16 protein-coding genes and 1 pseudogene are annotated in these 24,315 nt (G+C 65.0%); 9 read left to right on the forward strand and 8 right to left on the reverse strand.

Annotated features, from left to right (window positions below):
- Window positions 1-43: 43 nt before the first annotated feature.
- Complete coding sequence (locus tag CQW49_RS22155; RefSeq protein WP_003612363.1) at window positions 44-358, forward strand: hypothetical protein; 315 nt, start codon at window positions 44-46, stop codon at window positions 356-358.
- A gap of 156 nt (window positions 359-514) precedes the next feature.
- Here CQW49_RS22155 and CQW49_RS22160 read toward each other — a convergent pair whose 3' ends face one another.
- From CQW49_RS22160 to CQW49_RS22170, 3 genes are all read right to left on the reverse strand, one after another.
- The gene (locus CQW49_RS22160) at window positions 515-1,981 is read right to left on the reverse strand and encodes an MBL fold metallo-hydrolase (protein WP_003612364.1); all 1,467 of its coding nucleotides are present in this window, start codon (window positions 1,979-1,981) and stop codon (window positions 515-517) included.
- 106 nt (window positions 1,982-2,087) lie between these two features.
- A complete protein-coding gene (locus CQW49_RS22165; RefSeq protein ID WP_003612366.1) occupies window positions 2,088-2,405 on the reverse strand; it encodes an acylphosphatase in 318 nt (105 codons plus the stop codon).
- Between the two features lie 22 nt (window positions 2,406-2,427).
- On the reverse strand, window positions 2,428-3,789 hold the full coding sequence (locus tag CQW49_RS22170; RefSeq protein WP_040567876.1) for an aryl-sulfate sulfotransferase: 1,362 nt from the start codon (window positions 3,787-3,789) through the stop codon (window positions 2,428-2,430).
- 494 nt (window positions 3,790-4,283) lie between these two features.
- Between CQW49_RS22170 and ribA the strand changes: the two genes are divergently transcribed.
- The 5 genes from ribA (at window position 4,284) to CQW49_RS22200 (ending at window position 14,690) form a co-directional block, all read left to right on the forward strand.
- Window positions 4,284-5,420, forward strand: coding sequence for a GTP cyclohydrolase II RibA (gene ribA / locus CQW49_RS22180; protein ID WP_003612370.1), 1,137 nt, complete (start codon window positions 4,284-4,286; stop codon window positions 5,418-5,420).
- 169 nt (window positions 5,421-5,589) lie between these two features.
- Entirely contained in the window at window positions 5,590-7,095 is a 1,506-nt protein-coding gene (locus tag CQW49_RS22185; RefSeq protein ID WP_040567874.1) for a PepSY domain-containing protein, read from the forward strand.
- Between the two features lie 46 nt (window positions 7,096-7,141).
- Window positions 7,142-8,437 (forward strand): MdtA/MuxA family multidrug efflux RND transporter periplasmic adaptor subunit, encoded by a 1,296-nt coding sequence (locus tag CQW49_RS22190; protein WP_003612372.1) that lies wholly within the window; start codon window positions 7,142-7,144, stop codon window positions 8,435-8,437.
- Window positions 8,434-11,538, forward strand: coding sequence for an efflux RND transporter permease subunit (locus CQW49_RS22195; RefSeq protein ID WP_003612373.1), 3,105 nt, complete (start codon window positions 8,434-8,436; stop codon window positions 11,536-11,538). The genes CQW49_RS22190 and CQW49_RS22195 overlap by 4 nt, the downstream gene beginning before the upstream one ends.
- Window positions 11,535-14,690: an efflux RND transporter permease subunit gene (locus CQW49_RS22200; protein ID WP_003612375.1), complete on the forward strand. Its 3,156-nt coding sequence runs from the start codon at window positions 11,535-11,537 to the stop codon at window positions 14,688-14,690. Before CQW49_RS22195 ends, CQW49_RS22200 begins: the two co-directional genes overlap by 4 nt.
- A 288-nt stretch (window positions 14,691-14,978) precedes the next feature.
- Here the strand turns inward: CQW49_RS22200 and CQW49_RS22205 are convergent, their stop codons facing one another.
- The 5 genes and pseudogenes from CQW49_RS22205 to CQW49_RS26400 all read right to left on the reverse strand — a co-directional run bounded on the left by CQW49_RS22205 (window position 14,979) and on the right by CQW49_RS26400 (window position 20,215).
- Window positions 14,979-15,746 (reverse strand): phosphate/phosphite/phosphonate ABC transporter substrate-binding protein, encoded by a 768-nt coding sequence (locus CQW49_RS22205; protein ID WP_244441393.1) that lies wholly within the window; start codon window positions 15,744-15,746, stop codon window positions 14,979-14,981.
- A gap of 55 nt (window positions 15,747-15,801) precedes the next feature.
- Window positions 15,802-16,905, reverse strand: coding sequence for a fatty acid desaturase (locus CQW49_RS22210; RefSeq protein WP_003612378.1), 1,104 nt, complete (start codon window positions 16,903-16,905; stop codon window positions 15,802-15,804).
- 313 nt (window positions 16,906-17,218) lie between these two features.
- On the reverse strand, window positions 17,219-17,740 hold the full coding sequence (locus tag CQW49_RS22215; RefSeq protein WP_024750066.1) for a c-type cytochrome: 522 nt from the start codon (window positions 17,738-17,740) through the stop codon (window positions 17,219-17,221).
- Window positions 17,733-19,004, reverse strand: a complete 1,272-nt coding sequence (gene soxC / locus CQW49_RS22220; RefSeq protein ID WP_003612382.1) for a sulfite dehydrogenase — start codon at window positions 19,002-19,004, stop codon at window positions 17,733-17,735. The genes CQW49_RS22215 and soxC overlap by 8 nt, the downstream gene beginning before the upstream one ends.
- A 171-nt stretch (window positions 19,005-19,175) precedes the next feature.
- Window positions 19,176-20,215, reverse strand: a pseudogene (locus CQW49_RS26400) (ABC transporter substrate-binding protein).
- A 79-nt stretch (window positions 20,216-20,294) separates the two neighbouring features.
- Between CQW49_RS26400 and CQW49_RS22230 the strand changes: the two are divergent.
- The 3 genes from CQW49_RS22230 to CQW49_RS22240 are packed head-to-tail and all read left to right on the forward strand — an operon-like array spanning window position 20,295 to window position 24,189.
- On the forward strand, window positions 20,295-22,712 hold the full coding sequence (locus tag CQW49_RS22230; RefSeq protein WP_003612386.1) for a DUF3604 domain-containing protein: 2,418 nt from the start codon (window positions 20,295-20,297) through the stop codon (window positions 22,710-22,712).
- A complete protein-coding gene (locus tag CQW49_RS22235; RefSeq protein ID WP_003612387.1) occupies window positions 22,709-23,452 on the forward strand; it encodes an ABC transporter permease in 744 nt (247 codons plus the stop codon). Before CQW49_RS22230 ends, CQW49_RS22235 begins: the two co-directional genes overlap by 4 nt.
- The gene (locus tag CQW49_RS22240; RefSeq protein ID WP_003612388.1) at window positions 23,440-24,189 is read left to right on the forward strand and encodes an ABC transporter ATP-binding protein; all 750 of its coding nucleotides are present in this window, start codon (window positions 23,440-23,442) and stop codon (window positions 24,187-24,189) included. Before CQW49_RS22235 ends, CQW49_RS22240 begins: the two co-directional genes overlap by 13 nt.
- Window positions 24,190-24,315: the final 126 nt, after the last annotated feature.

Here is a 24,315-nt window from a genome sequence, read left to right on the forward strand (position 1 = left end):
CGGGGCTAGAGGCGACGGCCCCGCCTCAGTCGCGGAGGGACAGATGAGCGTGAAGAAGGTGTTTCTCTATGCCGAGATTCAGGTCTCGATTCCGTTCGACAAAATCCCTTGGGAGGAGATCGACACGGCGATGAAGAAGAATCCGGGGCTGAAGAGCAAGACGTGGCTCGCAGGAATCAACACCGACACGGTCGGCGGCTTCTACGAATTCGACTCGCTCGACAACGCCAAGGCCTATGCGGTCGGCTATCTCGCCGAGGCGGCGCAGCAATTGGGCGGCTCGCTGACCGTGCGGCTCTATGACGGCGACGTCGTCGCGCAAGCGAGCAAGGCGATCCATTCGCCCTATTACTCCTGAAACCGCGCGTCTTCGTCGCGGCGGGCCTATGGCGAGAAGACCTGCCGCGCATCGCGCGGCAGGTCGTTCGATATGCTAGAGCGCTATCCGCTCTAGCATTCTTTCGTTGGAGCGAATTCTGATCGATCGAACGATCCCGTTCGATCGGAAAGCGCTTTAATTCGCCGCGGTCTGCCGGCCGATCGCCGTGCGCAGCTCGTCGAGGCTCGCCACGCGGCCGTGCAGGCCGGCGATCCGCTCCACATCGAGACCGAGCTTCTGAATCGTCTCGTAGAGATTGACCGAGAACGGGTTCGGCGTCTTCGGCGCCGGCGCGCCCACGGCCGCTGGCGTATAGGCGTCGGCCTCGATCACCAATTTCTCCTTGGGCAAATAGACGAGGGCGAGGTCGTCGGAATGGCCGCTGCCGGCGATATGATGCACTTCGATATTGTGATCGCCTTCGCCGAGCACATGCTTGTGCTCATAGCTTTCGAACTTCGCCGCCTTCTTCGACGCCGCGAGCCGATCGGGATGCAGCGTGTGCGGGAGCGTCCAGACTTGCTCGTAGAACGCCTTGCTGATGGTCTGCGTCACGATGGTCGCGCCGGCGTCGACGAAGGTGCGCAGCCCGCCCGAATGGTCGAAATGCACATGGCTGTTGACGACATATTTGATCGGCTTGCCAGGGAGGATCTCGCCGACCTTCTGGATCACGGCCAGCGAGCGCTCCTCGTTGAGCGGCGCCTCGATCAGAACGACATGGTCCTTCTCCTCCACGGCGACGCTGTGATGCGTGCCGCCGGTCAGATAATAGACGCCGTCTGCGATCCTCTCCGACGCGACCGTGATCGGCGGCGCCGGCGGAAGACCTGCAGGAATGGCGATGTCGACGGCGCCGTCGGCCTTGGCTGCGGCGACGGCGATATGAAGCACCTCATGGCCGCCGGCGCTGCGATGGATCTGCGTCGGGAAATGCAGCCCGCCGAAATCCTTATAGTCGGAGAAGGTCGTCTCCAGCAGCGTGTCGCCGAGCACGGGCGAGTCGATCCAGGTGCGGATCGATGCGACATGATTATCGGCGCCGATGGTCCCGACATAACGATGATTGCCGAGCGCGAAGGACACTTCGACATTGGCGCCGGCGGCTTCTGACTTCGCGCCATTGGCCAGCGCGGCTTTCAGAAATCCTTGCGGCGTCGTCCAAATGTCGGCGATGCGTTCTTCGACCGCGGCCGGCGCGGCGGTCGCGACAGGCGCGGCTCCGGGCGCGGCGCCCTGCGGCGGCGCGACGTTCCAGGCTGCGTCGCCAAGCACGCTCCATTCGAGCTTCTGCTCCACCGGCGCGGGCCGCGCGCGTCCATCCGGCGTCTGGCTGCGCGTGAGCTGAACGCGTTCGCTCGCTTTGTCGAAGTCGATCGCGGCGCTGTAGGCGGAGACGTCGAACTTCGGCCAGTCGCCGCCGGGGACGGGCGCTTGGCCGAACTGGCGCCAATGACCGGCGCCGGAAAACTCCAGGGACTTGATCTTGCCGGCCGAGAGCAATGTCGCCGACTCCTGCAGCGAAGCCGCTTGCGCAGCACCGGCGAAGGCGAGAGCCCAAACGCCGAGGCCAGCGAAAATCCAGGCGGTCGATTTTGGCATGAACAGTCTCTCTTTTCTGCGGAATGGATCGTCCCGGATTCGGGCCCGGGACAGGATGCGCCCTCGTCGTCGGTCCGCGCGGCGACGCCGGGCGAAGGATGAAAGTTCAGATTGCCGGCGCAGCGACGAAACCATGCTCGCCGCCGCCTTCGCTCACCGCATGCGCGCCGGCGTCCTCGATGCGAACGGCGTCGATCTGGGCGGTGGCCGGTCCCCGCGCGGCGAGCGCGAGGAACTCCGCGACCATGGATTTCGGCCCGGCGACCACCGTCTCCACCGAGCCGTCGCTGCGATTGCGCACCCAGCCAAAAAGATGCAGCCGTCCCGCCTCGCGCGCGACGAAGACGCGATAGCCGACATTCTGAACGCGCCCTGCGACGATGATGCGCGCGACGCGCGTCCAGGCGTTCACAGCGTCTGGCAATGAATCCTCCGAGGCTCGTTCGTCATCTCGCGGAGAAGAGTCGAAAGGAGATATTTTCCGGCGGCGTCACCGACGCCTCGGAATGCGGCGTTCCCGCCGGAGCCCAGTCATAAGGAACCGGCTGCGCGCGATAGACGTTGTAATCCAGCGTCGGCCGGCCGGTGTCCGCATCGACGCCGCGGCGCGGATAGGGATTCACATATTCCCAGACGATCTCGCCAGCGGGCGTCACCTGAAAGAAGCGGCCGAACTGCCCTTCGTCGATGAAAGTGTTGCCGTTCGGCAGGCGCCGAGCATTGCTGATATGCGTGCTGCGGAAGGTGTAATCGGGCCGGCCGGAGCTCGCGCCGGTATATTGCCAGACGATCTCCTTGGTGACCGGATTGATCTCGAGCACGCGCGATCCGCCGATGAAAGGCAGCGCAGCGCGCGGATAGCCGGCCTCGCCCTGATTATCGAAGACGAGAAGATTGCCGGCGCCCGGAAGTCCCTCGGGAATGATATGGGCGTCGTGCTGGCCGGAGATCTGATCGACCGGGCGCGGAACCTTGCGGGAGGACGCAAGCGCGGTCGCCGGCGCCGGCGGAAAATGCGGGCCGAGCGTCCAGGCGATCTTGCGCGTCTTGCGATCGACGATGGCGATGAAATTCGCATTGCGCGCATCGAAGATCAGATTGTCCGGCGCAAAGCGCTGGTCGCCTTCGTCGAACCAATGATTGGGGCCGACCGGCTTCAGACTGTTGACATGCAGATAGTCGGGGTTTTTGGAGCCCTTGATCAGCTTCACTTCCTCCGGGGCGAAGCCGATCTCGTCGATATGGTCCGACGCCGCCCAGGTCCAAGCGATCTCTCCGTCTGGATCGACCTCATAGGCGACGTCGTCCAGCACCTGCGGCGCGGCGAAGCCGGGCAGAGGATAAAAGAGATTGGAAAGCACCAGCGTGTTGCCGTTGGGCAGCCGGGCTATGTCGTGATGCTGATGCGCGCGGCCGTCGGGCGCGGATTTGCCGAAGCTCCACAGCGGCGCGCCGCTCCAATCGACCTCGCCGACCGTCTTGCGAATGCGGGTCTGCGCACGCCCCGGCGCGAGATCCGTTCCCTTGCCCTCTTCGCTCTCCAACGTGACGAAGACATGTCCACGCGCGCCGCCGACGAGCGCCGGATCGATGAAGGCGACCGGCTGGCCCGAAAACTTCCACTCGTGGACGACCGCGCCGGTGAGATCGATGAGACGCGAGACATCGTCGCCGCCCGTGAAGAGGACGTAGGAGCTATGAGCGCGCGCCGGATCGTAGATCGTCGTTCCGGTGGGAAAGACGCTTGGTTCGGCGCAGGCTTGCGTGGCCGTCGAAGCGACGACGCAGGCGAAAATCGTAGAGATCATGGGTTTGGTCGACCTGAGACGCGTCTCGGCCATGTGAGCCTCCCGCACTGCCGCGATAATAGGCTCTTTTATCATACTTATATGATATGATAAATGGTGCGGTCGAAGATTTTTACGCTGAAATTTATGGCGTTAAAATGCCATCCCTAAGAGAATTATCGACTTATCAGCTAAGGGTTATGCATGACTTTTTGCTGCGGACCATGCGAGCGCCGAGCCTTTCGGCAGCGGGACGGGGATGACGGGAAACGATTCCCGCCGAGGCGCGCCGCCGCGGAGCGGACACAATGAGCGGCTTTTTCTAGCTGTCCTTCAAACCGGTTTGTCGCCGGCCGAAACGATCGGCGATTGGCGCGCGCAGAGGCGCAACGCGTGCTGCATCGGCCATGTCGACCTCCTCGCCCGGCCGTCGAGCGGCGCCCTATAAATACACTTGTTAGATCGGATAAACGAATTATACCTCGGGCATGTTGTTCGCACGGTCGGGAGGCTGCGTGTCGGCTCCATCTGTTTCACGAGGCGCGCCCGGGGCGGCGCGCATCGACGTCGAGCGCGCGATTGCCGAGATTCGCGCGGGTCGGCCGGTCATCCTCCGCGACGCGGCGACGCGCGCTCTCGTCATCGCCGTCGATGCGCTGGACGCCGCCCTCGCCGCGCTGCTTCCGCCCGGGTCGACGCGGCTCGCGCTGACGGCGCCGAGGCTGCGGCGCCTCGGCGTCGCGACGCGGGAGGCCGGCGCCCTCGCATTCGCCGAATTCGATCTCGATCGGCTGGCGACGCTCGCCGTCGATCCAAACGCCCGCCTCGCCGAACCCGTGCGCGCCGCGACCTCCTCGGAGCGAGGCGCTCTGGAACTGATGCGGCTCGCGCAAGCGCTTCCCGCGGCGGTCGTCTCAGAGGCGCCGGCGACGGACGGCGCCTTTCCCGGACTGCTCGGCGTCGAGCTGAAGGATGTGACCGCCTATCGCAGCGACTGCGCGGCGGCGTTGCGCATCGTCTCGCGGGCGAGCGTGCCGCTCGACGGCGCGGCCGACGCCGAATTCATCGTGTTCCGCGGCGGCGAAGGTCTGCGCGACCAGACGGCGATCATCATCGGCAAGCCGGATTTCGCCGAGCCTGTCTCCGTCCGGCTGCATTCGGCCTGCCTCACCGGCGATCTCTTCGGCAGCCTCAAATGCGATTGTGGCGATCAATTGCGCCATGCAGCGCGCCATTTCGCCGAGAACGGCGGCGGCGTGCTGCTCTATCTCGATCAGGAAGGCCGCGGCAATGGACTCGGCAACAAGATCCTCGCCTATGACCTCCAGGCCCATGGCTTCGACACTTATGACGCCGACGAGGCGCTCGGCTTCGAGCAGGACGACCGCCGCTTCGAATTCGCCGCCGCCATGCTGAAGGCCCTGGGCGTGCAACGAGTGCGGCTGCTGACGAATAATCCCGAGAAGATCGCCGCGCTCGGCGTCGCCGGTCTCGAGGTCGTCGCCGATCAACGCATCATGGGACGGCGCAATGATCATAACGAGCGCTATCTCGCCGCCAAGCGCGACAAAGCCGGCCATCTTATCGATCTCGACCGCGCTCCACGCGCGAACGGCCGCGCCCGCACCCTCGCCGACCCTTCGCCGTTGTGACAAGTCGGCGGCGAGAATGCTGGAAATGACATTGATTATTCCTATCGATATTATATAGTTTTGTCGGGTGCGGCCGGCGGAGATGCGCCGCGACGACACCCGGACATTTCAGCTGCCGCGCGACGCTCGGAGCCTCGCCGACCCGCGCTACGAAGAAAGCATCGGACCGATGAATAGTCTCATCTTTCTGCACCGCTGGATCGGCGTCGTGCTGGCGCTGTTCATGCTCGTCTGGTTCTCCACCGGACTCGTCATCGCCTTCCTCGCGGCGCCGCCGATCACCCGCGCGCAGCAGCTCGCCCATGCCGAGAGCCTCGCGCCGGAGACGGGCTGGCTCTCGCTCGGCGATGCGCTCGAGGCGCGCGCCCGCAGCGGGCGCCATGGCGAGGAGGACGGAGTCGTCGCCGAAGGACGGCTCGTTCGCGTCGCCGGCGCGCCGGTTTGGCTGATCGAGAACCAATTCGGACGGCGTTCCGCCATTTCGGCGCTGGACGGCGTGCCCATCGTCTTCTCCCCCGAGCAGGCGCGGCGCATCGCCGATCTCTGGGCCGAGGGCGCCGATCTCGTCTACAGCGGCTCGGAAGAGGCGCCGGTCGGCGTTCGCAACGCTGAAACGCTGCGGCCCTTCCATCGTTTCTCGGCCCGGGACGGCCGCGAGATCGTCGTCTCCGCGCGCACCGGCGAGGTCGTGCAATCGGCGACGCGCAGCGAGCGCGCTCTGATCTACGCCGGCAATTGGCTTCATCTCTTCCGCTGGCTCGACCTCGTCGGCGCCGGCGACTATCGCCGCGCGGCGCTGTCTTGGGCCGGCTTCTTCGCGGCCGCCGCCGCGCTCACCGGCGTCATTCTCGGCTTCGCGAAATGGAGGCCCGGCTTCTTCGGCCGCCCGACCTATTCGCGCGGCCGCACGCAGCCCTATCGCGAGTTCTTTTTCGCCTATCATTTCTGGGCCGGACTGATCGGCGGCGTCTTCGCCCTCTTATGGGCGGCGAGCGGTTTCTTCTCCACCAATCCCGGGCAAATCTTCTCGCAGCCGACGCCGAGCCCGGAGGAGGTCGCGCGCTATCGCAGCGTCGGGGGCGTTGGGGCCATGGCGAGCGCCACCTCCGCCAACGTCGCGACGCTGGCGCCGGAAACGGTGGCTCTGTCCTGGAGCCGCATCGGCGACGACGCCGTTCTTCTCGCCGTCTCGCGTGACGGAGAGAGGCGCGCGCTCGAGACGGGACGAACCAAAGCGGCGTTCGGCGAAGACGCCCTCGCCGCGGCCGTCGCGCGCCTCGCCGGAGCGACGCCGATCGCCGGCCGCGAGCTGCTGATCGATTACGACAGTTATTACTACCCCAATCATCACCAGTCGCGGATCGACAAGCCGCTTCCGGTCCTGCGCGTGGACCTTGCAGACGCCGGCGGCACGTCGCTCTACATCGATCCGGTCGACGGCCGCCTGCTGGCCAAGTTCGATGCGAGCCGGCGCGTCTATCGCTGGCTCTATTCCGCGGTCCATCATTGGGATTTCGGCCCGTTCCAAAATCAATGGCTGTGGAACGGTTGGATGGCGCTGTGGGTGTTCTTCGGCCTCGCTCTGTCGACCACCGCGGTCGTGCTCGCCTGGCGGCGCCTGCGCCGTAGCATCCCGCAAAGGGAACGGCGCGCGCTCGCAGCGCAGAAAGCCTGATCGACCGGCCTGCGACGTCAGCCCCATACTCGCGCGGAGTTGCAAAATGAGTTCCGATGTCGGCGACGCCGCCCCGGCGCCACACGCTTTCGAATTCGCCCTGCGGCGCATGGTGAAACGAAAGATCGCATCGCGCATCGCGCTCGTCGCGCTGCTCGCCGGCGCAGTCTTCGCGGCATGGCGCTATTATTCGAGCGAAGCCGCTCGAACGCCGTCGGCCGGCGCGCGCGGACCAGCGACGACCGTCGCGACGGCGGAGGTGGTGCGCGGCGACTTTCCCGTCGTCGTCTCGGCGCTCGGCACGGTGACGGCCACCGCGACGGCCGTCGTCAAGCCGCAGGTCTCCGGGCCCCTGCTGAAGGTGCGGTATACGGAAGGGCAGGAGGTCGCAGCGGGAGACATATTGGCCGAGATCGATCCGCGCCCTTTCGAGCTCGCATTGGCGCAGGCGGAGGGCCAGCTGCAAAAAGACGAGGCGCTGCTCAGAAACGCCGAGCGCGATCTCACCCGTTACGAATCTCTACGCAACAAGATAAAGGATGGCGTTTCCGGACAGCAGCTCGACACGCAGAAAGCGCTGATCGGGCAATATCGCGCGGCGGTCGACATCGACCGCGCGCTGGTCGGCCGGGCGCGGCTCGATCTCGACTATACGCATATCGCCGCGCCGATCGGCGGCCGTATCGGTCTGCGCCAGGTCGATCCCGGCAACATCGTGCAGACCAGCGATCCCAATGGCGTCGCCGTGGTGACCCGCCTCTCGCCGATCACAGTGATCTTCAGCCTGCCGGAGGCGAAGTTGCAGAGCGTGCTGAAGCGATTTCGCTTCGGCGAGAGCCTCGCCGTCATCGCTTACGACCACGATCGCGCCGCGCAAATCGCGCGCGGCGTGCTCTATGCGATCGACAATCAGATCGACGCCTCCTCCGGAACCGTGCGGCTACGCGCGGAATTCGCCAATGAGGACGAGGCTCTCTACCCCAATCAATTCGTCAACGCCGAATTGACCGTCGAGACATTGAAGGAAGTCGTCCTCGCTCCCGCCGCCGCGCTGCAGCGCGGAGCAAAGGGACCTTTCGTCTATGCGCTCGACGGCGACGAAAAGGTCGCCGTGCGTTCGGTGCGCCTCGGCCCGAGCGACGGCGAGCGGGCGGTGATCGAAAGCGGCTTGGAGCCCGGCCAGCGAGTCGTGGTGGAAGGCGTCGATCGCCTGCGCGACGGCGCCAAGGTCATCGTGACACGTCCGTCGAAGGGCGAGCCTTCCAAGGCCGGCGATCCGGCGGCGGGCAAGCGCAAGGAGCCGCCAGCAGAGCGCCGCGCGGAGAAGGCCGAGGCGCGATGAGCGCCTTCGATATCTCGCGGCCCTTCATAGAGCGACCGGTCGCGACCACTTTGACGATGGCGGCAATCTTTCTCGCCGGGCTCATCGGCTATCGCCTTCTTCCCGTTTCGGCGCTCCCGCAGATCGATTATCCGACGATCGAGGTTCGCACCTTCCATCCCGGCGCCAGTCCCGAAGTCGTCGCAGCGACGATCACGGCGCCGCTGGAGCGCCAGCTCGGACAGACGCCCGGCCTCACAGAAATCGCCTCGACGAGCTCGGGCGGCGCTTCGATCATCACCCTGCAATTCAGCTTGAAACTATCGCTCGACGCCGCCGAGCAGCAGGTGCAGGCGGCAATCAACGCAGCTGCGAGCTTTCTGCCGACCGATCTGCCGGCGCCGCCAGTCTACGCCAAGATCAATCCGGCCGATGCGCCGGTTCTGACCCTGGCGCTGCGCTCGACGACCATGCCGTTGACGCAAGTGCAGGATCTCGCCGATAGCCGCGTCGCGCAAAAAATCTCGCAGCTCTCGGGCGTCGGACTGGTGAGCGTCTCGGGCGGCCATCGCCCGGCCGTCGTGGTGCGCGCCGATACGGCGAAGCTCGCTGCGCATAATCTCTCGCTCGAGGATCTGCGCGCGACGATCTCCAACGCCAATGTCGATCTGCCGAAGGGAACCATCGACGGGCGCAGCCGCCAGTTCGCCATCGACGCCAATGATCAGCTGCAGAGCGCGCGCGACTATGAAGGACTCGTCGTCGCCTATCGCGCCGGCGGCCCGGTGCGGCTGCAGGATGTGGCGGAGGTGGCGGACGGCTCGGAGAACCGCGAGCTCGGCGCCTTCACCGATCTCGAGCCCGCGATCATAGTCGATGTGAAGCGGCAGCCCGGCGCCAATGTCGTCGCCGTCGTCGATCAGATAAAGACCCTGCTGCCGGCGCTCGCCGCTTCTCTTCCAGCCACGGTGGATCTCGTCGTCCTCACAGACCGAACAACGGCTATTCGCGCCTCGATTCACGACGTCGAAATGGAGCTTCTGTTCTCCATCGCCCTCGTCGTCGCCGTGATCTTCCTGTTTCTGCGCAGTCCGCGCGCCACGATCATTCCGAGCGTCTCCGTGCCCTTGTCGCTGATCGGCGCCTTCGCCGTGATGTATCTGCTCGGCTACAGCCTCAATAATCTCACGCTGATGGCGCTGACGATCGCCACCGGCTTCGTCGTCGACGACGCGATCGTCATGATCGAGAACATCTCCCGTTATATCGAGCGCGGCGAGACGCCGCTCGCCGCCGCTCTCATCGGCGCGCGCGAGATCGGCTTCACCATCGTCTCGCTCACCATCTCGCTCATCGCCGTCCTGATCCCGCTCTTGTTCATGAGCGATGTCGTCGGGCGTCTGTTTCGCGAATTCGCGGTCACGCTCGCAGTCACCATCGTGATCTCGGCGATCGTGTCGTTGACGCTGGCGCCGATGCTCTGCGCCAAGCTGCTGACGGCTCACGACGCCCATGCGCATGATGCGAAGGGCGCGCACGACTGGTTCGATCGCCTGAGCGACGCCTATGCCGTCGCCCTGCGCTTCGTGCTCGCGCACTCCCGCACGACGCTCGCCGTGTTCGTGGCGACGCTGGCGCTGACCGGCGTCCTCTATCTGACGATCCCGAAGGGGTTTTTCCCGACGCAGGACACCGGCCTCGTGCAAGGCTTCTTCGAGGGCGGACAGTCGCTCAACTACGAGGCGATGACGCACAAGCAGCTCGACCTCGTCGCGCTGCTGCTCGAGGATCCGGCCGTCGAAAATGTCTCGTCCTTTCTCGGCGTGGACGGCGTCAATCGCACGCTCGACAGCACGCGCTTGCTGATCGAGCTGAAGCCGAAAGCGGAGCGCTCCGGCGCGATCGCAGACATCACACGGAGACTGCAGGATTCGGCGCGAATGCGCGCCGTCGGCGCGCTCTATCTGCAACCCGCGCAAGATCTGTCGATCGATTCCAGCGTGAGCCGCGGCGAATTCCATTTCGCTCTGCAGGACGCCAACCCCGCCGAGCTCGCCGATTACGCGCGCCGCCTCGTCGACGATTTGTCCCATGCTCCGGCGCTGCGTGACGTCGCCAGCAGCGCGCGCGACGGCGGCAGTGCGCTGTTCATCGAGATCGACCGTGAAAAGGCCGCGCGATACGGGGTCGGGGTCGCGACGATCGACAACATCCTGTACGACGCCTTCGGTCAACGCATCGTCTCGACGCTCTTCACGCAGACCAGTCAATATCGTGTGATTCTCGAGGCGGCGACGCGCGCGCGGTCGGGGCGCGAGACCCTCGCGGAATTGCGCGTGCCGACCAATGGCGGCCGGCAGACGCCGCTCGACACCTTCGTCTCCGTCCGTGAGATCGCGGAGCCCCTCTCCATCGATCATCTCGCGCAATTTCCGGCGACGACGATCTCCTTCAATCTCGCTCCTGGCTATTCGCTCGGCGCCGCCATGGAGGCGCTGCGAACCGCCCAGGCTTCCATCGGAACGCCAGCCAGCGTCATCACCGTGTTTCAGGGCGCAACGCACGCCTTCAACGCTTCCTCGGTCAGCACGCTGCTGCTCATTCTCGCGGCAATCGTCACCGTCTATATCGTGCTCGGCGTGCTCTATGAGAGCTACATCCATCCTCTGACCATTCTCTCGACACTGCCATCGGCCGGCATCGGCGCCTTGCTCGCGTTGATGCTGGCCGGCGACGATCTCGGCGTGATCGGCATCATCGGCGTCATCCTGCTCATCGGCATCGTCAAGAAAAACGCCATCATGATGATCGACTTTGCGTTGCAAGCGCAGAGGGACGAAGGCCTCGCGCCGCGCGAGGCGATCTACAAAGCCTGCATTCTCCGCTTCCGGCCGATTTTGATGACGACGCTCGCGGCGCTTCTCGGCGCGCTGCCGCTGCTGCTCGGCTCCGGCGAAGGCGCGGAGCTGCGCCAGCCGCTCGGCGCATCGATCGTCGGCGGGCTGATCTTCAGCCAGATCCTCACGCTATTCACGACGCCGGTGATCTATCTCGCATTCGACGGATGGACGAAACCGGCCTCTCTCCGCGTCGGGCAGGCGAAGGAGCGCGAAGCGGCATGAGCATCACCGCGGCGGCCATCGCCCGTCCCGTGGCCACGAGCCTTCTCATGTTGGGAGTCGTGCTCGCCGGCCTCTCCGCCTCGCTCCTTCTGCCGAGAGCGCCGATTCCCAATATCGACTTTCCGGTGATCGGAATTACCGCGTCGATGCCGGGCGCGAGCCCGGAGACCATGGCGGCCTCGGTGGCGACGCCTCTGGAACGCCGTCTCGGACAGATCGCCGGAGTAACGGAAATGACGTCGTCGAGTTCGCTCGGCTCGACGCGCATCTCGCTCCAATTCGATCTCGACCGTAATATCGACGGCGCACAACGTGACATTCAGGCAGCGATCGCGGCGGCGCGCGCCGATCTTCCGCAGGCGCTGCGCAACAACCCGACCTTTCGCACCTCGAATCCGGCCGAAGTCCCGATCGTGATCTTGGCCCTGTTCTCGGATCGGCTGACCTCGGGGCAGTTGTTCGAGGTCGCCGCCAATGTTCTGCAGCAGAAATATGCGCAGATCGAGGGTGTGGGCGAGGTCTCGGTCGGCGGCGCGGCTCTGCCGGCGGTGCGGGTCGAGCTCGACGCCCCGGCGCTATATGCGCATGGCGTCTCGCTCGAGGATGTGCGCGCCGCGCTGCAAGCCGCCAATTTCAACGGACCGAAGGGCTTCATCGACGAGCGCGATCGGCGCCTGACGCTCTACGCTAATGATCAATCGCGCAAAGCGGCCGACTATGAGGGTCTCGTCGTCGCCTATCGCAGCGGCGCGGCCGTGAAGTTGAAGGACATCGCCGATGTCGTCGATTCGGTCGAGGACGTTCGCAACCATGGACTCAGCAATGGCCGGACCGCCGTGCAGATTCGCATCTTTCGGCAGCCGGGCGCCAATTTCATCGATGTCGTCGATCGCATCAGGGCTTTGACGGCGCCGCTGGCGGCCGCTCTGCCGGCGGATGTGGAGATGCGCATCGTGCAGGACCGGACCCTGACCATTCGCGCATCTCTCCACGAGATCGAATCGACGCTGCTGATCACGGTTCTGCTCGTCGTGCTCGTCGTTTTCCTTTCGCTGCGGGACGCCCGCGCGACCTTTCCGGCGAGCGTCTGCGTTCCCGTCTCGCTGATCGGCGCCTTGGGCGTGATGTATCTCCTCGACTACAGCCTCGATAATCTGTCGCTGATGGCGCTGACCATCGCCACGGGCTTCATCGTCGACGACGCCATCGTCGTCGTCGAAAATATCGCGCGTCGGATCGAAGCGGGCGAGCCGCCCCGCGCCGCGGCGCTGACGGGCGCCCGCGAGGTCGCGCCGACGGTGTTGTCGATGAGCCTCTCGCTGGTCGCGGTGTTTCTGCCGATCCTGTTCATGGGCGGCATCATCGGCCGGATGATGCGCGAATTCGCCATGACCTTGTCGGTTGCGATCCTCGTGTCACTGGTCCTTTCGGTCAGCGTGACGCCGATGCTGTGCTCACGCATCTTGCACGGCCATGCCGGACCTCCGCAATTTTTCCTGCTGCGGTGGAGCGAGCGCGCTTTTTCGGCGCTGCATCGATCTTATGTGCGAACGCTCGATGTCGCGCTGGCGCGGCCGGGCGTCACATTCGCGACGCTCCTCGCGACGATCCTGCTCAATTTCCATTTGCTCCAGATCATTCCCAAAGGCTTTTTCCCAATTCAGGATTCAGGACGAATGCGCGGCGCGATCGTCGCCGATCAGAGCATCTCTTTCGCGGGGATGAAGGAGAAGCTCGTGCAATTCGTTGCGATCCTCGAGGCCGATCCGGGAGTCGAGTCGGCGTCCGCCGTGATCGGCGGCAGCTTCGGGCCCGGCGGTCCGGTCAATATCGCCGACATGCTCGTGACATTGAAGCCGCTCGACGAGCGCAAGGCCTCCGCCGACGAGATCATGGCGCGTCTGCGTCCAAAGTTCGCGCGCGTGGGCGGCGCGAGCCTGTTTCTGCAATCGGTGCAGGACATCCGCATGGGCGGGCGAACCGGCAATGCGATGTTTCAATATACGCTGCTCTCCGACGATCTCGAGCAATTGCGCACATTCGCTCCGCTCATCGTAGAGGCGCTGCGACGCGACAAGACTCTTGTCGACGTAAGCTCGGATCAACAGGACAGGGGTCTTCGCCGCAGCATTGTGATGGATCGCTCCAAGGCCGCGCGCTTCGGCCTGCCAGCGAGCGCGATCGACAACACGCTCTACGACGCTTACGGGCAACGCCAAGTCTCGACGATCTACGAGCCGCTCAACCAATATCATGTGGTGATGGAGGTCGCTCCGAATCTTCAAGGAACCGGGGAATCGCTCGACAATCTCTACATCGGGGCAGACGCCGCCGCGGCGCGGCGTGTGTTCTCCCCGCGCGCTTCGATGAGCGCGAGAAGCGTCGTCAACAGCGCGCCGGCGCCGATGATTCCGCTGTCGTCGCTCGCGCGCTTCGATGACGGCGTGACGCCGCTGCAAGTCAATCATCAAGGCCATTTCGCCGCGATCACGATCTCTTTCAATCTGGCCGAGGGTAAGTCGCTGGGCGACGCCGCGAGCGCGATCGCCGCAGAGATCGCCAAATCCGGCGCGCCCGGCTCGATCCAAGGCGTCTTCTCCGGCAACGCCGCCGGCTACCAAGATGCGCTCGCCAATCAACCCTTGATGATCGCGGCCGCTCTGACCGTGGTCTATATCGTGCTCGGGATCCTCTATGAGAGCTTCCTGCATCCGCTGACCATTCTGTCGACACTTCCGTCGGCGGGCGTCGGCGCTTTTCTCGCGCTGCTCGGCTGCGGAACGGAGCTCAGCATCGTCGCCATGATCGGCGTGCTCCTGCTCATCGGCATCGTGAAGAAAAACGCCATCATTCTAGTCGATTTCGCGCTCGACGCGGAACGGCGGCGCGGGCTCTCGCCCGAGGCGGCGATACGTGAAGCCTGCCGAACGCGCTTTCGTCCGATTCTCATCACGACTCTGGTCGCATTGTTCGGCGCCCTGCCCCTCGCTATCGGTTCGGGTGAGGGGGCAGAAATGCGCCGTCCTCTCGGGATCGCCATCGTCGGAGGGCTGCTCGTCAGCCAGATATTGACGCTCTACACCACGCCTGTGGCGTTCTTATATGTCGACCGGCTGAGAAAGATATTCGGACGCCGACCCGCGCGGCTCTAAATGACGGACAGGTAGAACGGGCGTCGGCGAGGAGGAGCGCTGCGCGCGGTCCACGCCGGGAACCGAGTGAAGCTCTTTGCGGATCGCGCCTGTTTGTCATGGAACGCGATGGACGATCTTGCGCCTTTCTCTCGAGAGTTGCCGCTACTGAATTCGCCCATGGCGTGAACGAGGCGTTCAGAACACGGAGACCAAAGCGGGAGCGCTCGGCCGGATCCCTTGATCCGTAGACCCATGACGCGCCGAATCGCTCGAGCGCGCATCATCGCGCATCACCGCTTGTCGCGCCTATTTCAGCTCGGGATAGCCCAGACCGACGGCTTCGCGCTCGAATTCCGCGAGACATTCGTAGGCGTCGACCTGGGGCGTGGAAAAGCCGGCGAGCTCCAACGCATCGCGAATGCCGGTCATTCGTGGATCGACCATCATCTCATGCAGTGTCTCGGCAATAGCCGCCGCATCGGATGCGCTCGTGCTCACCGCGGTCACAAATGGCAATGACGGGCTGGATTCCGTCTCGTCGAGAATCCGGTACCGGTCGGACTTGAAGGGACGAAACTTCTCGAACAGTCCCCAGGTCACATTGTCGATCGAGCACATATCGATGCTTCTCTCGTCGAGACGGTCGAGACTCGCGACATGTCCGCCGGTGATGACAACGGAGGAAAAGAAAGCTCTTCCTCCAGCAATCCGCGCAAGCGACAGTCGCGGCAAGTTCATGCCGGAGTTCGACAGCAGGCTGTTGCACCCGAATATCCGCCCGCGCATGTCTTCCAGACAATCGGCGGGATCATCGCTCCTGACCATGAAGAAGGCGCGATGAGTGGATCCCACGCATCCAGGAGCCGAATAATGTGGCGTTCCGAGAACGCGTCCTTTATCGCGGTAATGCTTGAACAGCGGATAGCCGCAGGTCTGGGTGAAGAATACCCCCGGCTCGAGGCCCTCCGGAGCTGCGCATCCTTCGGTCTGGAACTCGATGTCGGCGGTTTCGAGGCCCTTGGCGCAAAGACCGAGTTGCAAGGCCGCCCAGAAGGCGGCGTTGGCGGCGGCCATCTCGGGAAGACAGTACATCGGCAGGCTGGCCGTCCGACGCGATGGACGCGCTGCATCACGTCGCATGCGTAGGCGCCGTGATGCGCGTCTGCGTCGCAGGGCTGCGCTCGAGCGCAGCCGACTCAGGCAATGACTTCTCGCCGGCGCGGCCGGGCGGGTGGATCGGGATGAAGTTCGGCGTGGTGAGCCATCGCCGCGCGATCTCGCCGTAACCTCGAAACACGAAGCCGCCGTTGTGCGCTTCGATGCGCTCACGATGCCGGCGCCAGACATGGGGCAATTTCCACCATGACACCATCGGGAAGAGATGGTGAACGGCATGGAGGTTGTTCCACAAGAACAAAAGCCCGAACACCCAATTGGATTCGACCACGGCGGTGCGTTCGCTCGCCCGCTCGCTCCATCGGTGCTCGGTGAAGCTGCGCATCATGCCAAAGACAAAGCTGCTATAGCTGAACTCGACGAGATACGTCCAAACCGACATTTCGAATAGCTGCGTCACGAGCAGCAGCACCAAGGCTGAGCCGATGCAATGGCGAAACCAAATGCCGGCGTTTGCCATGTCGCCGACGATCATCTTGCCGGCTTCGTCGATCAAGAGGCGCGGCATTTGCAACAAAGGACCGATGAAGAGCCTTCCAGTGAAGGTCTGGTTGACCGTGAGCAGCCGCCTCCACAAATCGCCCTGCTCTTTCCAGCTCTCTTCCTCGACATAGTAAGATTCCGGATCCTTTCCTGGATAGGTGACATAGCGGTTGCGATGGTGCTGTGAATGCAGCCTCCTATAAATTTCGAAAGGACACCACACGCCGATCGGCGCCCAGACGAGCGCGCGACGCAGCCCCTTCGGGATCCCTCGCATGCCGTGAATCGCCTCGTGCTGCAAAGAGGAATGCCACTGCACGACGTAGCCCGCCAACGGAGCCGTGATCCACCAAGGAAGGCGTTCATGAGAAGCGAGCAGCAATAGCCAGCTGGCATAGATCGCCGCCGCAACCAGGAGCGTCGGCCCTTCATGCTGCTCGAACCATGAGTTCGCAGCCATATCTCCGGAAATGGCGAGCTTCAGGTCTTGCGACGCTCCCTCCGAGCCGACTAGGAATTTGTCGCCGCCAATTTCGCCCTCATGATCCGCCGGAATGAAGCGCGAATTTGTCAAGCACAGGTCTCCTTTGTCATGGCGATGCGCTCACCATCAGCGCAGGCCATTCACCGTAGCGACGACCCGGCGCTGAGATGATGCGGAAGCCTGCTTCCCGGGCGCCTGCGCGGCGCTGTCGTCCGGTGTGAAAGGCGCCGCTTTCGATGCGACTCTAAATATATAGTAACTTGGTGGACAATGTCATTTTTTTGGCCTCCGCCGGGTCATGGGCGGCAGATCGGCGATCGCGGTCAGATTTCGGTCGGCGTCAGCTCGGGCGTCGCGGAGCGCCCATGCCCGCCTTGAGCGCCGACTCGTCTTCGTGAGCAGGTCAGTCGCCCGGAGCAAAAGGCGCGAAGCCGTTTCGATTGGGCATCTCGATCTTCGGCAGAGTCGCGGCGTCTACCGTCGCGTCCTCGCCGATCACGCCATTGAGATGAAGAAGATAGGCCGTTACCGCATAGACGTCTTCGTCGCGCAACGACTTCGGCGCGTCGAAGGGCATCGCTCTGCGCACATAATCGAAAACCGTCGTCGCATAGGGCCAATAGCTGCCGACGGTCTTTGTCGCCGGCTTTTGCCCTGCGAGCGCGCCGACGCCGCCGACCAGCCGATCATTCGGCTTGCCTTCGCCTTTTTCGCCATGGCAAGCGACGCATCTCGCCTCATAGACCATGCGTCCCTCGCGCGCCGTTCCCGAGCCCGGCGGCAGGCCCACGCCGTCCGGGCCGACGCTGATGTCGAAGCGCGCGATTTCGCTCGGCGCAGCTGATCGACCGAGCCCGGGTCCTTCGGCTCGCGCGGCCGCACAGGCCAAAGCGAGCAGCAGCGCCAGAGCGGCGGGCTCACGCATAGACATGCGTCACCCTTCCGCTCGCAGCGACACCCCAGCTCGCGATCCCGTTGAAGTGATAGAGCGCTCGCGCGCCGCGACGCGCGAGCAGCGCTTCGCGCGTCGGCTGCACATTGCCCTCCTCGTCGGTCGCGCGACTCTGCAGCACGGCGGGTCCTCCGTCCCAGCGCCAGCCGAGCCGAAAGCGCGTCAGCGCCTTCGAAAGGATCGGTTGCTGCAAATGCGCTTCGGCCCAGCTGCGGCCGCCGTCGGCGGACACTTCCACCTTGACGATGCGGCCGGCGCCCGACCAAGCGAGTCCGGAGATCTCATAGAGCCCCGGCTCCTTCAACGACAATTCCGGCGAGGGCTGCGTGATGACCGATTTGACCTCCATGGCGAAGACGAACTGCAGCGCCGAGCCGTCGGGCCGCAGCAGCGTGTATTTCGCCGTCTCGTCCCGCGTCATCGCCGGCGTCTCGACGAGCTTCAGACGGCGCAGCCACTTGACCTGCATGTTGCCTTCGTAGCCCGGCAGCAGCAGACGCATCGGATAGCCGTTGGACGGGCGGATGCGCTCGCCATTTTGATAGAGCGCGACCAGCGCATCGCCCATCGCCTTGGCGATCGGCACGCTGCGGCTCATTCCGGCCGCGTCGCCGCCCTCGGCGAGGACCCAGAGAGCGGTGGGATCGACGCCCGCTTCGTCGAGCAGCGTGGACAGCCTCACGCCCGTCCATTCGGCGCAGGAGACGAGGCCGTGCAGCCGCTGCGCATCGGCGTCCAGCGCTTCGGTCTGATAGAGCTGCGCGCTATTGCCGCCGCATTCGATGAATGCGATTTGCGACTCCATTGGATAGCGCGACAGGGTCTCGAGCGAGAAGACCAAGGGGCGCGCGACGAGCCCGTGGATGAGCAGACGGTGCTTGTCGGGATCGATGTCCGGAACGCCGCTGTGGCTGCGCTCGAAATGCAAGCCATTGGGCGTGACCATCCCTTGCAGCCGATGCAGCGGCGTGCGTGCGGCGCCAGAGCCCGGCGCGTTCGGCGGGTTGGCGAACACGCGGGCGACGCCGGCCTCGAAGCGCGAGGGCTGGCCATAGCCGGTGAAGGGCGAGCCCGGAGCGGTCATCCACGGCTCGACCGCGAGCCCCTCGGCGCGCGCCGGCTCCGCCGCGACGGCCCCGGCGATTGCGGCGCCGGCGATGAAGGCCCGGCGGTGCATGAGGCCTGCGCCCGCAGCCTGCTCGAGGTCGGGCGTCGGCGTCCTTCGTCTTCGTTTCATTTTCGTCGTCTCGAAAAATTCGCCGCACCGGCCGTGGGACGGCGCGAGCCGCCGGCGGAAAAACCTAGCTATTCTTTGGATATCGCGAAGGAGACGGCGCCGACGAGCGGGAAACGAAATCGATGATTCCCTCGTCGCCATCGTCCTCGTCGCGACGCTGTGCGCGGCGGCTCACTTCTTCGAGGATTTCTCGCTCCTCGTCTTGTCGAAGAAGCTCGAATCGAAGAGGCCATCGACGCTCGGCGCCTTGTCGGCCACGCCGAGCGTGACCTGATAAGCGAGCAGGGCCTTGGTCGATTCGGTGATCGCGTTCGGATCGACGACGAAACGGACGGCGGGCGACGACAGCGATTTTCGAATGGTCGCGCCGTCGACGATGCCCTTGGACAGCGCCGCTTCGATATGTGGCGCCGCCCGGTCGGGGTTTTTCTGCAGTTCCTCCACGGCGCGGACGAGGCCTCCGACCAACGCTTGAACCTGCTGCGGGTGCTGCTCGAGAAAATCCTTCGAGACCGCCGCCACAGTGCCCGGCTGACCCGGAAAAAGCTCCGCCCCCCCCCCGCGATCAGCGCGATCTCGGGATTCGCCTTCTGCACGATCGTCAGAGTCGGCTCGCGCACGGTCGCGGCTTCCACGGCGCCCGCGAGCAGAGCCTGCTGCGTCGCGTCTATGCCGATAGAGACGATCTCGATGTCGGACGGGTCGGTATGCGTCGCCTCGCGCAGCCAATATTGCAGATTGGCGGCCGGCACCGAGCCGGGCGGCTGGGTTGCGATTCGGGCGGGCCGACCATTGGCGGCCCGGAAGGCCTTGAAAGCCGCCGCCGGCGCGACCCCTTTCTTGAAGAAGGCTTTGAGCTTGGCGCCGCCGACGAGCACATTCTCGTCCACGGCGAGGGCCGCCACGACGCGCAGGTCGATGCCTTTCGCCCGTCCGGCCGCGGCCGGCGCGACTCCCCCGATGTAGATGTCGATGCCGCCGCTCGCCGCCGCCTGCACGATATTGGGGCCGCTCTCGAAGAGCTTGGTCTGCAGCTCGAGGCCGCCCGCCCGGAGCCAGCCTTCCTTCTCCGCTATGAACAGAGGCGCCGCGCCGATGACCGGGATGACTCCAACGCGCGCGGTCACCGTCTCGGCAGCCGAGCCGGTCGCATGGAAGGCGATGGCCATGGCCATCGCGACGAGCTTCTTCGACACCGATCTTCCCTCCATCTCGGATCGCGATGCGCGCGAGTTTGCGTCGATATGACGATTTAGTCTATAGTTTAAATGGACTGAAGGAGCGCTCGAATTGTCGGATGAGAAGGATCGGCCGCAGACCCGGCCATTGGGCTCGCGATCCGCAGGGCCCGTCGCGCCGGAGGGGCTCTATGAGAAAATGAAAGAAGGCCCCTTCGCCGGCCGGCTCGCTTGCAGCCTCGAGGAAGCGGAGGCCGGATCCTGGCGGGAGATCGTGCTCGACTATGAGGTGGGCGCGAGCGGCGTCGCCGATGGCGCGACCTTGAAGGTCACGTTCAAATTCTATTCCGACTGGGCGCTGTTTCAGACCGCCGATCCGAAAGGCGCCGATTATCTCAGCGTCGACTATCAGGCGGGCCCGCTGGCCCCAGGCCAATCGCCGGCGAGCGTGCAGCATCTCGCGGTCCGCTTCGACCAAAAAGGACATGAGCGGCCTTATCAGAAGGCCGTGATCGTCGATGTGATCGACGGCTATCTCAATATGGGCGACCACATCGTCATCCGATTGGGCGATCGCCGCGCCGGCGGACCGGGCACGCGCGTCCAGACCTTCGTCGACGATGATTTTCGCTTTCGCGCCTATGTCGATCCGCTCGGAACGTCGCGTTATGTCGCCGTGCCGGGCGATGTCTCGCTGCGCGTCGTCGCCGGCGCGCCGGCGCGGCTGTCGCTCGTCGGCCCGCGCTTCGCGCGGCCCGGGGCGCACGCGCCATTCCGCCTCTCGGCGCTCGATCGCTGGGGGAATATCGTCGACGATTTTCCCGGCCGCATTCGTCTCTCGATCCTCGCGGGCGCCGAGACGATCGCGTCCCGCGACCTCGCCTTTCCCGACAAAGGCTGGGCGAGCGTCGCGATCGAGGATGTTCCGACCGATCGCGGCGATGTGACGCTGATCGCCGCGCTCGACGCGCGCGACATTCCCGCGGCTTCGGCCTTTCTCTCAGTCTTCGCCGATGCGCCGGCGCCGCGCGGCTTCTACGCCGATCTGCATGTCCATGCGCATGACACGGTCGGAACGAACAGCCCTTCCTACAACGCCGCCTTCGCGCGCGATGTCGGCGGCGTCGACGTGTTCGGCTATACGGCCAATGATTTTCAGATCACCGACGCCAATTGGCGCGACGGAGTCGCGGCGGTGAACGCTCTCGACGCGCCCGGACGCTTCGTGACCTATCCGGTGCAGGAGTGGTGCGGAAGCTCGACGGCGGGCGGCGACCACAAGGTGATCTTCCTAGGCGAGGAGGAGCCCGACTTTCCGTATGACGCGCAAGGGCGGCACAATCGCACCTTGTCCTGGAACGAGGACATGAAGTCGCCGAAGGTCGAGCTCGGCCGCTGGCCGGTGAACGAGCTGTGGGACGCTTATGGCCATTCGCCGGAAACCCATCTCGTTGTGCCGCATGTCGGCGGGCGACGCTATATCGCCGATTGGCACCACCCCGAGCTCGAGCGGCTCGTCGAGATCGCCTCGGCCTGGGGCCATTTCCCCTGGCTCTATCGCGATGTGATCGCCCGCGGCTATCGGCTCGGCGTCTCCGCGAACAGCGACGAGCATCGCGGACGGCCGGGCGGCGGCGCGCCTGGCGTGCAAGTGTTCGGCGTGCGCGGCGGGCTGACCGGCGTTTTCGCCGAAAGCCTGGACCGCGCCGCGATCGGCCGCGCATTGCGCGCGCGCCATAGTTTCGCGACGACCGGCGAGCGGCTCGCGCTCATCGTCCGATGCGGCGATCGCCTCCAGGGCGACGCCTTCGAACATGAGGGGCCGGCCGAGATCGACTATCGCTTCCTCGGCGACGCCGGTTTCGACGAGATCGCCGCCTTCGACCATGAGGGGCTGCTCTGGCGTCGAAATCTCCATGCCGAGCTCGGCTACTCACACACGCGCGCGCGGCTGCGCTGGGGCGGCGCGCGAATAAAGGACCGCTATCGCTGGGCGAGCTGGAATGGTCGCCTGCGCGTGCAGGGAGCCGTGGTGCGCAGCTTCGCCAGCGTCGGCTTCGAGCATGACGAAGAGAACGCCTGGCGCGCCGGGGCGACCGACATCGCCTTTCGCTCGGAGACCTATGGCGACGCCGACGCGCTGGAGCTCGAGATCGACGATCTTTCCGCCGCGCGCTTTCTGGTCGAGGGAACGATCGGCGGCTTCGTCAAGGTCGGCGATCCCCGCTTTCCCGCGCCGTTCGTCCATGCGCCGGAGTTTCGCTTCGAGGCGACCGGCCGCGAGCTGATCGAGAAAGGCGAGCTGCGGCTCGACCTCGGCGGCGTCGAGCTGTTCCTCGCTCTCGAGCGTCTCGCGGACACGCCGCCGCCACGCGACATCGCGGGGCGCTTCACGGTCGAGCCGCGCAACGGGCCGTTCGGATTTCGTCCGGTCTATCTGTTCGGCCGTCAGCGCGACGACGCGAAAATATGGTCGTCCGCGCAATTCATCACCTTTGTCGACGGGCCGAACGAGAGCGAAGCGAAATGAAGCAACGTCTCGCAGCCCTGCTGGGCCTCGTGCTGTTCCTCGGCGCATGGGAGCTCGCTCCCCTGCTCACTCCGGGAGCGCATGCGCTTCTCCCCGTCCCCAGCCAATTGCCCGGAGCCTTCTGGCGCGAGTTCCAGAACGGCGTCTGGCTCGCCTGTGTCGGCGCGAGCCTGTCGCATTATCTCATCGGCCTCGGCGTCGGCGTGGCGTTCGGCGTCGCGGCGGGCGTCGCGACCGGCGCGCTTCCGCCGCTCGAATGGGCGACGGCCTGGATCACGCGCATTCTCCGCCCTATCCCCGGCCTCGCCTGGATTCCCTTCGCCATCCTCTGGTTCGGCGTCGAGGAGAAGGCGGCGGTGTTCATCATCGCCATCGGCGTGTTCTGGATCGTCTATTTCTCCGCCCATGGCGCCATTCGCAATGTGGATCGCGATCTCGTCGAGGTGGCCGCCGCTTTCGGCTTCAGAACCAGCTGGGAGAAGCTGGTGAAGGTGCAGTTTCCGGCGAGCCTGCCCGGCATTCTCGTCGGCGTGCGCACCTCGCTCGGCCAGGCCTGGATGGCCGTGGTCGCCGCCGAACTGTTCGGCGTCGCCGGACTCGGGCAGCGGATGAACCAAGCCTCCAGCCTGCTCGCCACCGATATCGTCGTCGTCTACATGCTGACCATGGCGGCGCTCTACGGCTTGATCGACATGGCATTCATCTTCGCGCAATCGAGGCTTCTCACATGGAAGGCGTGATGGCGCCGCTCATCGAGATCGAGGGGCTGGCGCTCGGCTATGAGCACGACGGCGCCCATGTCGCCGTGCTGGAGCGGCTCGATCTGACGATCACGCGCGGGGAATTCATCGCGATCCTCGGCGCCTCCGGCGTCGGCAAATCGACCTTGCTGCGCGTGCTGATCGGCCTCGCCGCGCCTTCGGCCGGCGCATTGCGATTCGACGCGCGATCCGATTGCGCCATGGCGCTGGTGTTTCAGGATGCGCGATTGCTTCCCTGGCGGCGCGTCGAGGCCAATGTGGCGCTCGGCCTCGAAAAGATGAAGCTTTCGAAAGCGGAGCGCCACATTCGCGCGCTGGACGCATTGCGCGGCGTCGGGCTCGAGAACTATGCGGAGCGCTTTCCGCATCAGCTCTCCGGCGGACAGAGGCAGCGCGTCGCCCTCGCCCGCGCGCTCGCGGTGCAGCCGGACCTGCTGCTGATGGACGAACCTTTCTCCGCACTGGACGCGCCGACGCGACAACGCCTGCAGGACGATCTGCTCGAGCTCTGGCGCGAGACCGGCAAGACAATCCTCTTCGTGACGCATGACATCGACGAAGCGGTCTATCTCGCCGACCGCGTGATCGCGCTCGGCGGCAAGCCGGGCGAGGTCCGCGCCTCCGTCACGATCGACGTCGCGCGCCCGCGTCGACGCGCCGACCCGTGTCTGCGCGACATCGCCGCGCTCGTCGAGACCAAGCTGCGCATCGAATGACCGGGTTCACGGGCGGCGAGACATAGTGCGTAGCCGATGTCTGGAGAGCGAGACTTCAAGCTCGATCTTCGAATCGGCTGACCCGAAGGCCTCCGGCCGCAGTTGTTGACATTTGTCTACAGAAAA

The organism is Methylosinus trichosporium OB3b, from assembly GCF_002752655.1.
In the GTDB taxonomy this organism is placed as follows: Bacteria; Pseudomonadota; Alphaproteobacteria; order Rhizobiales; family Beijerinckiaceae; genus Methylosinus; species Methylosinus trichosporium.

Coding starts and splice junctions, on each gene's coding strand:
- CQW49_RS22155 (WP_003612363.1), top strand. CDS start 44: ATGAGCGTGAAGAAGGTGTTTCTCTATGCCGAGATTCAGGTCTCGATT.
- CQW49_RS22160 (WP_003612364.1), bottom strand. CDS start 1,981: ATGCCAAAATCGACCGCCTGGATTTTCGCTGGCCTCGGCGTTTGGGCT.
- CQW49_RS22170 (WP_040567876.1), bottom strand. CDS start 3,789: ATGATCTCTACGATTTTCGCCTGCGTCGTCGCTTCGACGGCCACGCAA.
- CQW49_RS22185 (WP_040567874.1), top strand. CDS start 5,590: ATGAATAGTCTCATCTTTCTGCACCGCTGGATCGGCGTCGTGCTGGCG.
- CQW49_RS22190 (WP_003612372.1), top strand. CDS start 7,142: ATGAGTTCCGATGTCGGCGACGCCGCCCCGGCGCCACACGCTTTCGAA.
- CQW49_RS22195 (WP_003612373.1), top strand. CDS start 8,434: ATGAGCGCCTTCGATATCTCGCGGCCCTTCATAGAGCGACCGGTCGCG.
- CQW49_RS22200 (WP_003612375.1), top strand. CDS start 11,535: ATGAGCATCACCGCGGCGGCCATCGCCCGTCCCGTGGCCACGAGCCTT.
- CQW49_RS22205 (WP_244441393.1), bottom strand. CDS start 15,746: ATGGCCGCCGCCAACGCCGCCTTCTGGGCGGCCTTGCAACTCGGTCTT.
- CQW49_RS22215 (WP_024750066.1), bottom strand. CDS start 17,740: ATGCGTGAGCCCGCCGCTCTGGCGCTGCTGCTCGCTTTGGCCTGTGCG.
- soxC (WP_003612382.1), bottom strand. CDS start 19,004: ATGAAACGAAGACGAAGGACGCCGACGCCCGACCTCGAGCAGGCTGCG.
- CQW49_RS22235 (WP_003612387.1), top strand. CDS start 22,709: ATGAAGCAACGTCTCGCAGCCCTGCTGGGCCTCGTGCTGTTCCTCGGC.
- CQW49_RS22240 (WP_003612388.1), top strand. CDS start 23,440: ATGGAAGGCGTGATGGCGCCGCTCATCGAGATCGAGGGGCTGGCGCTC.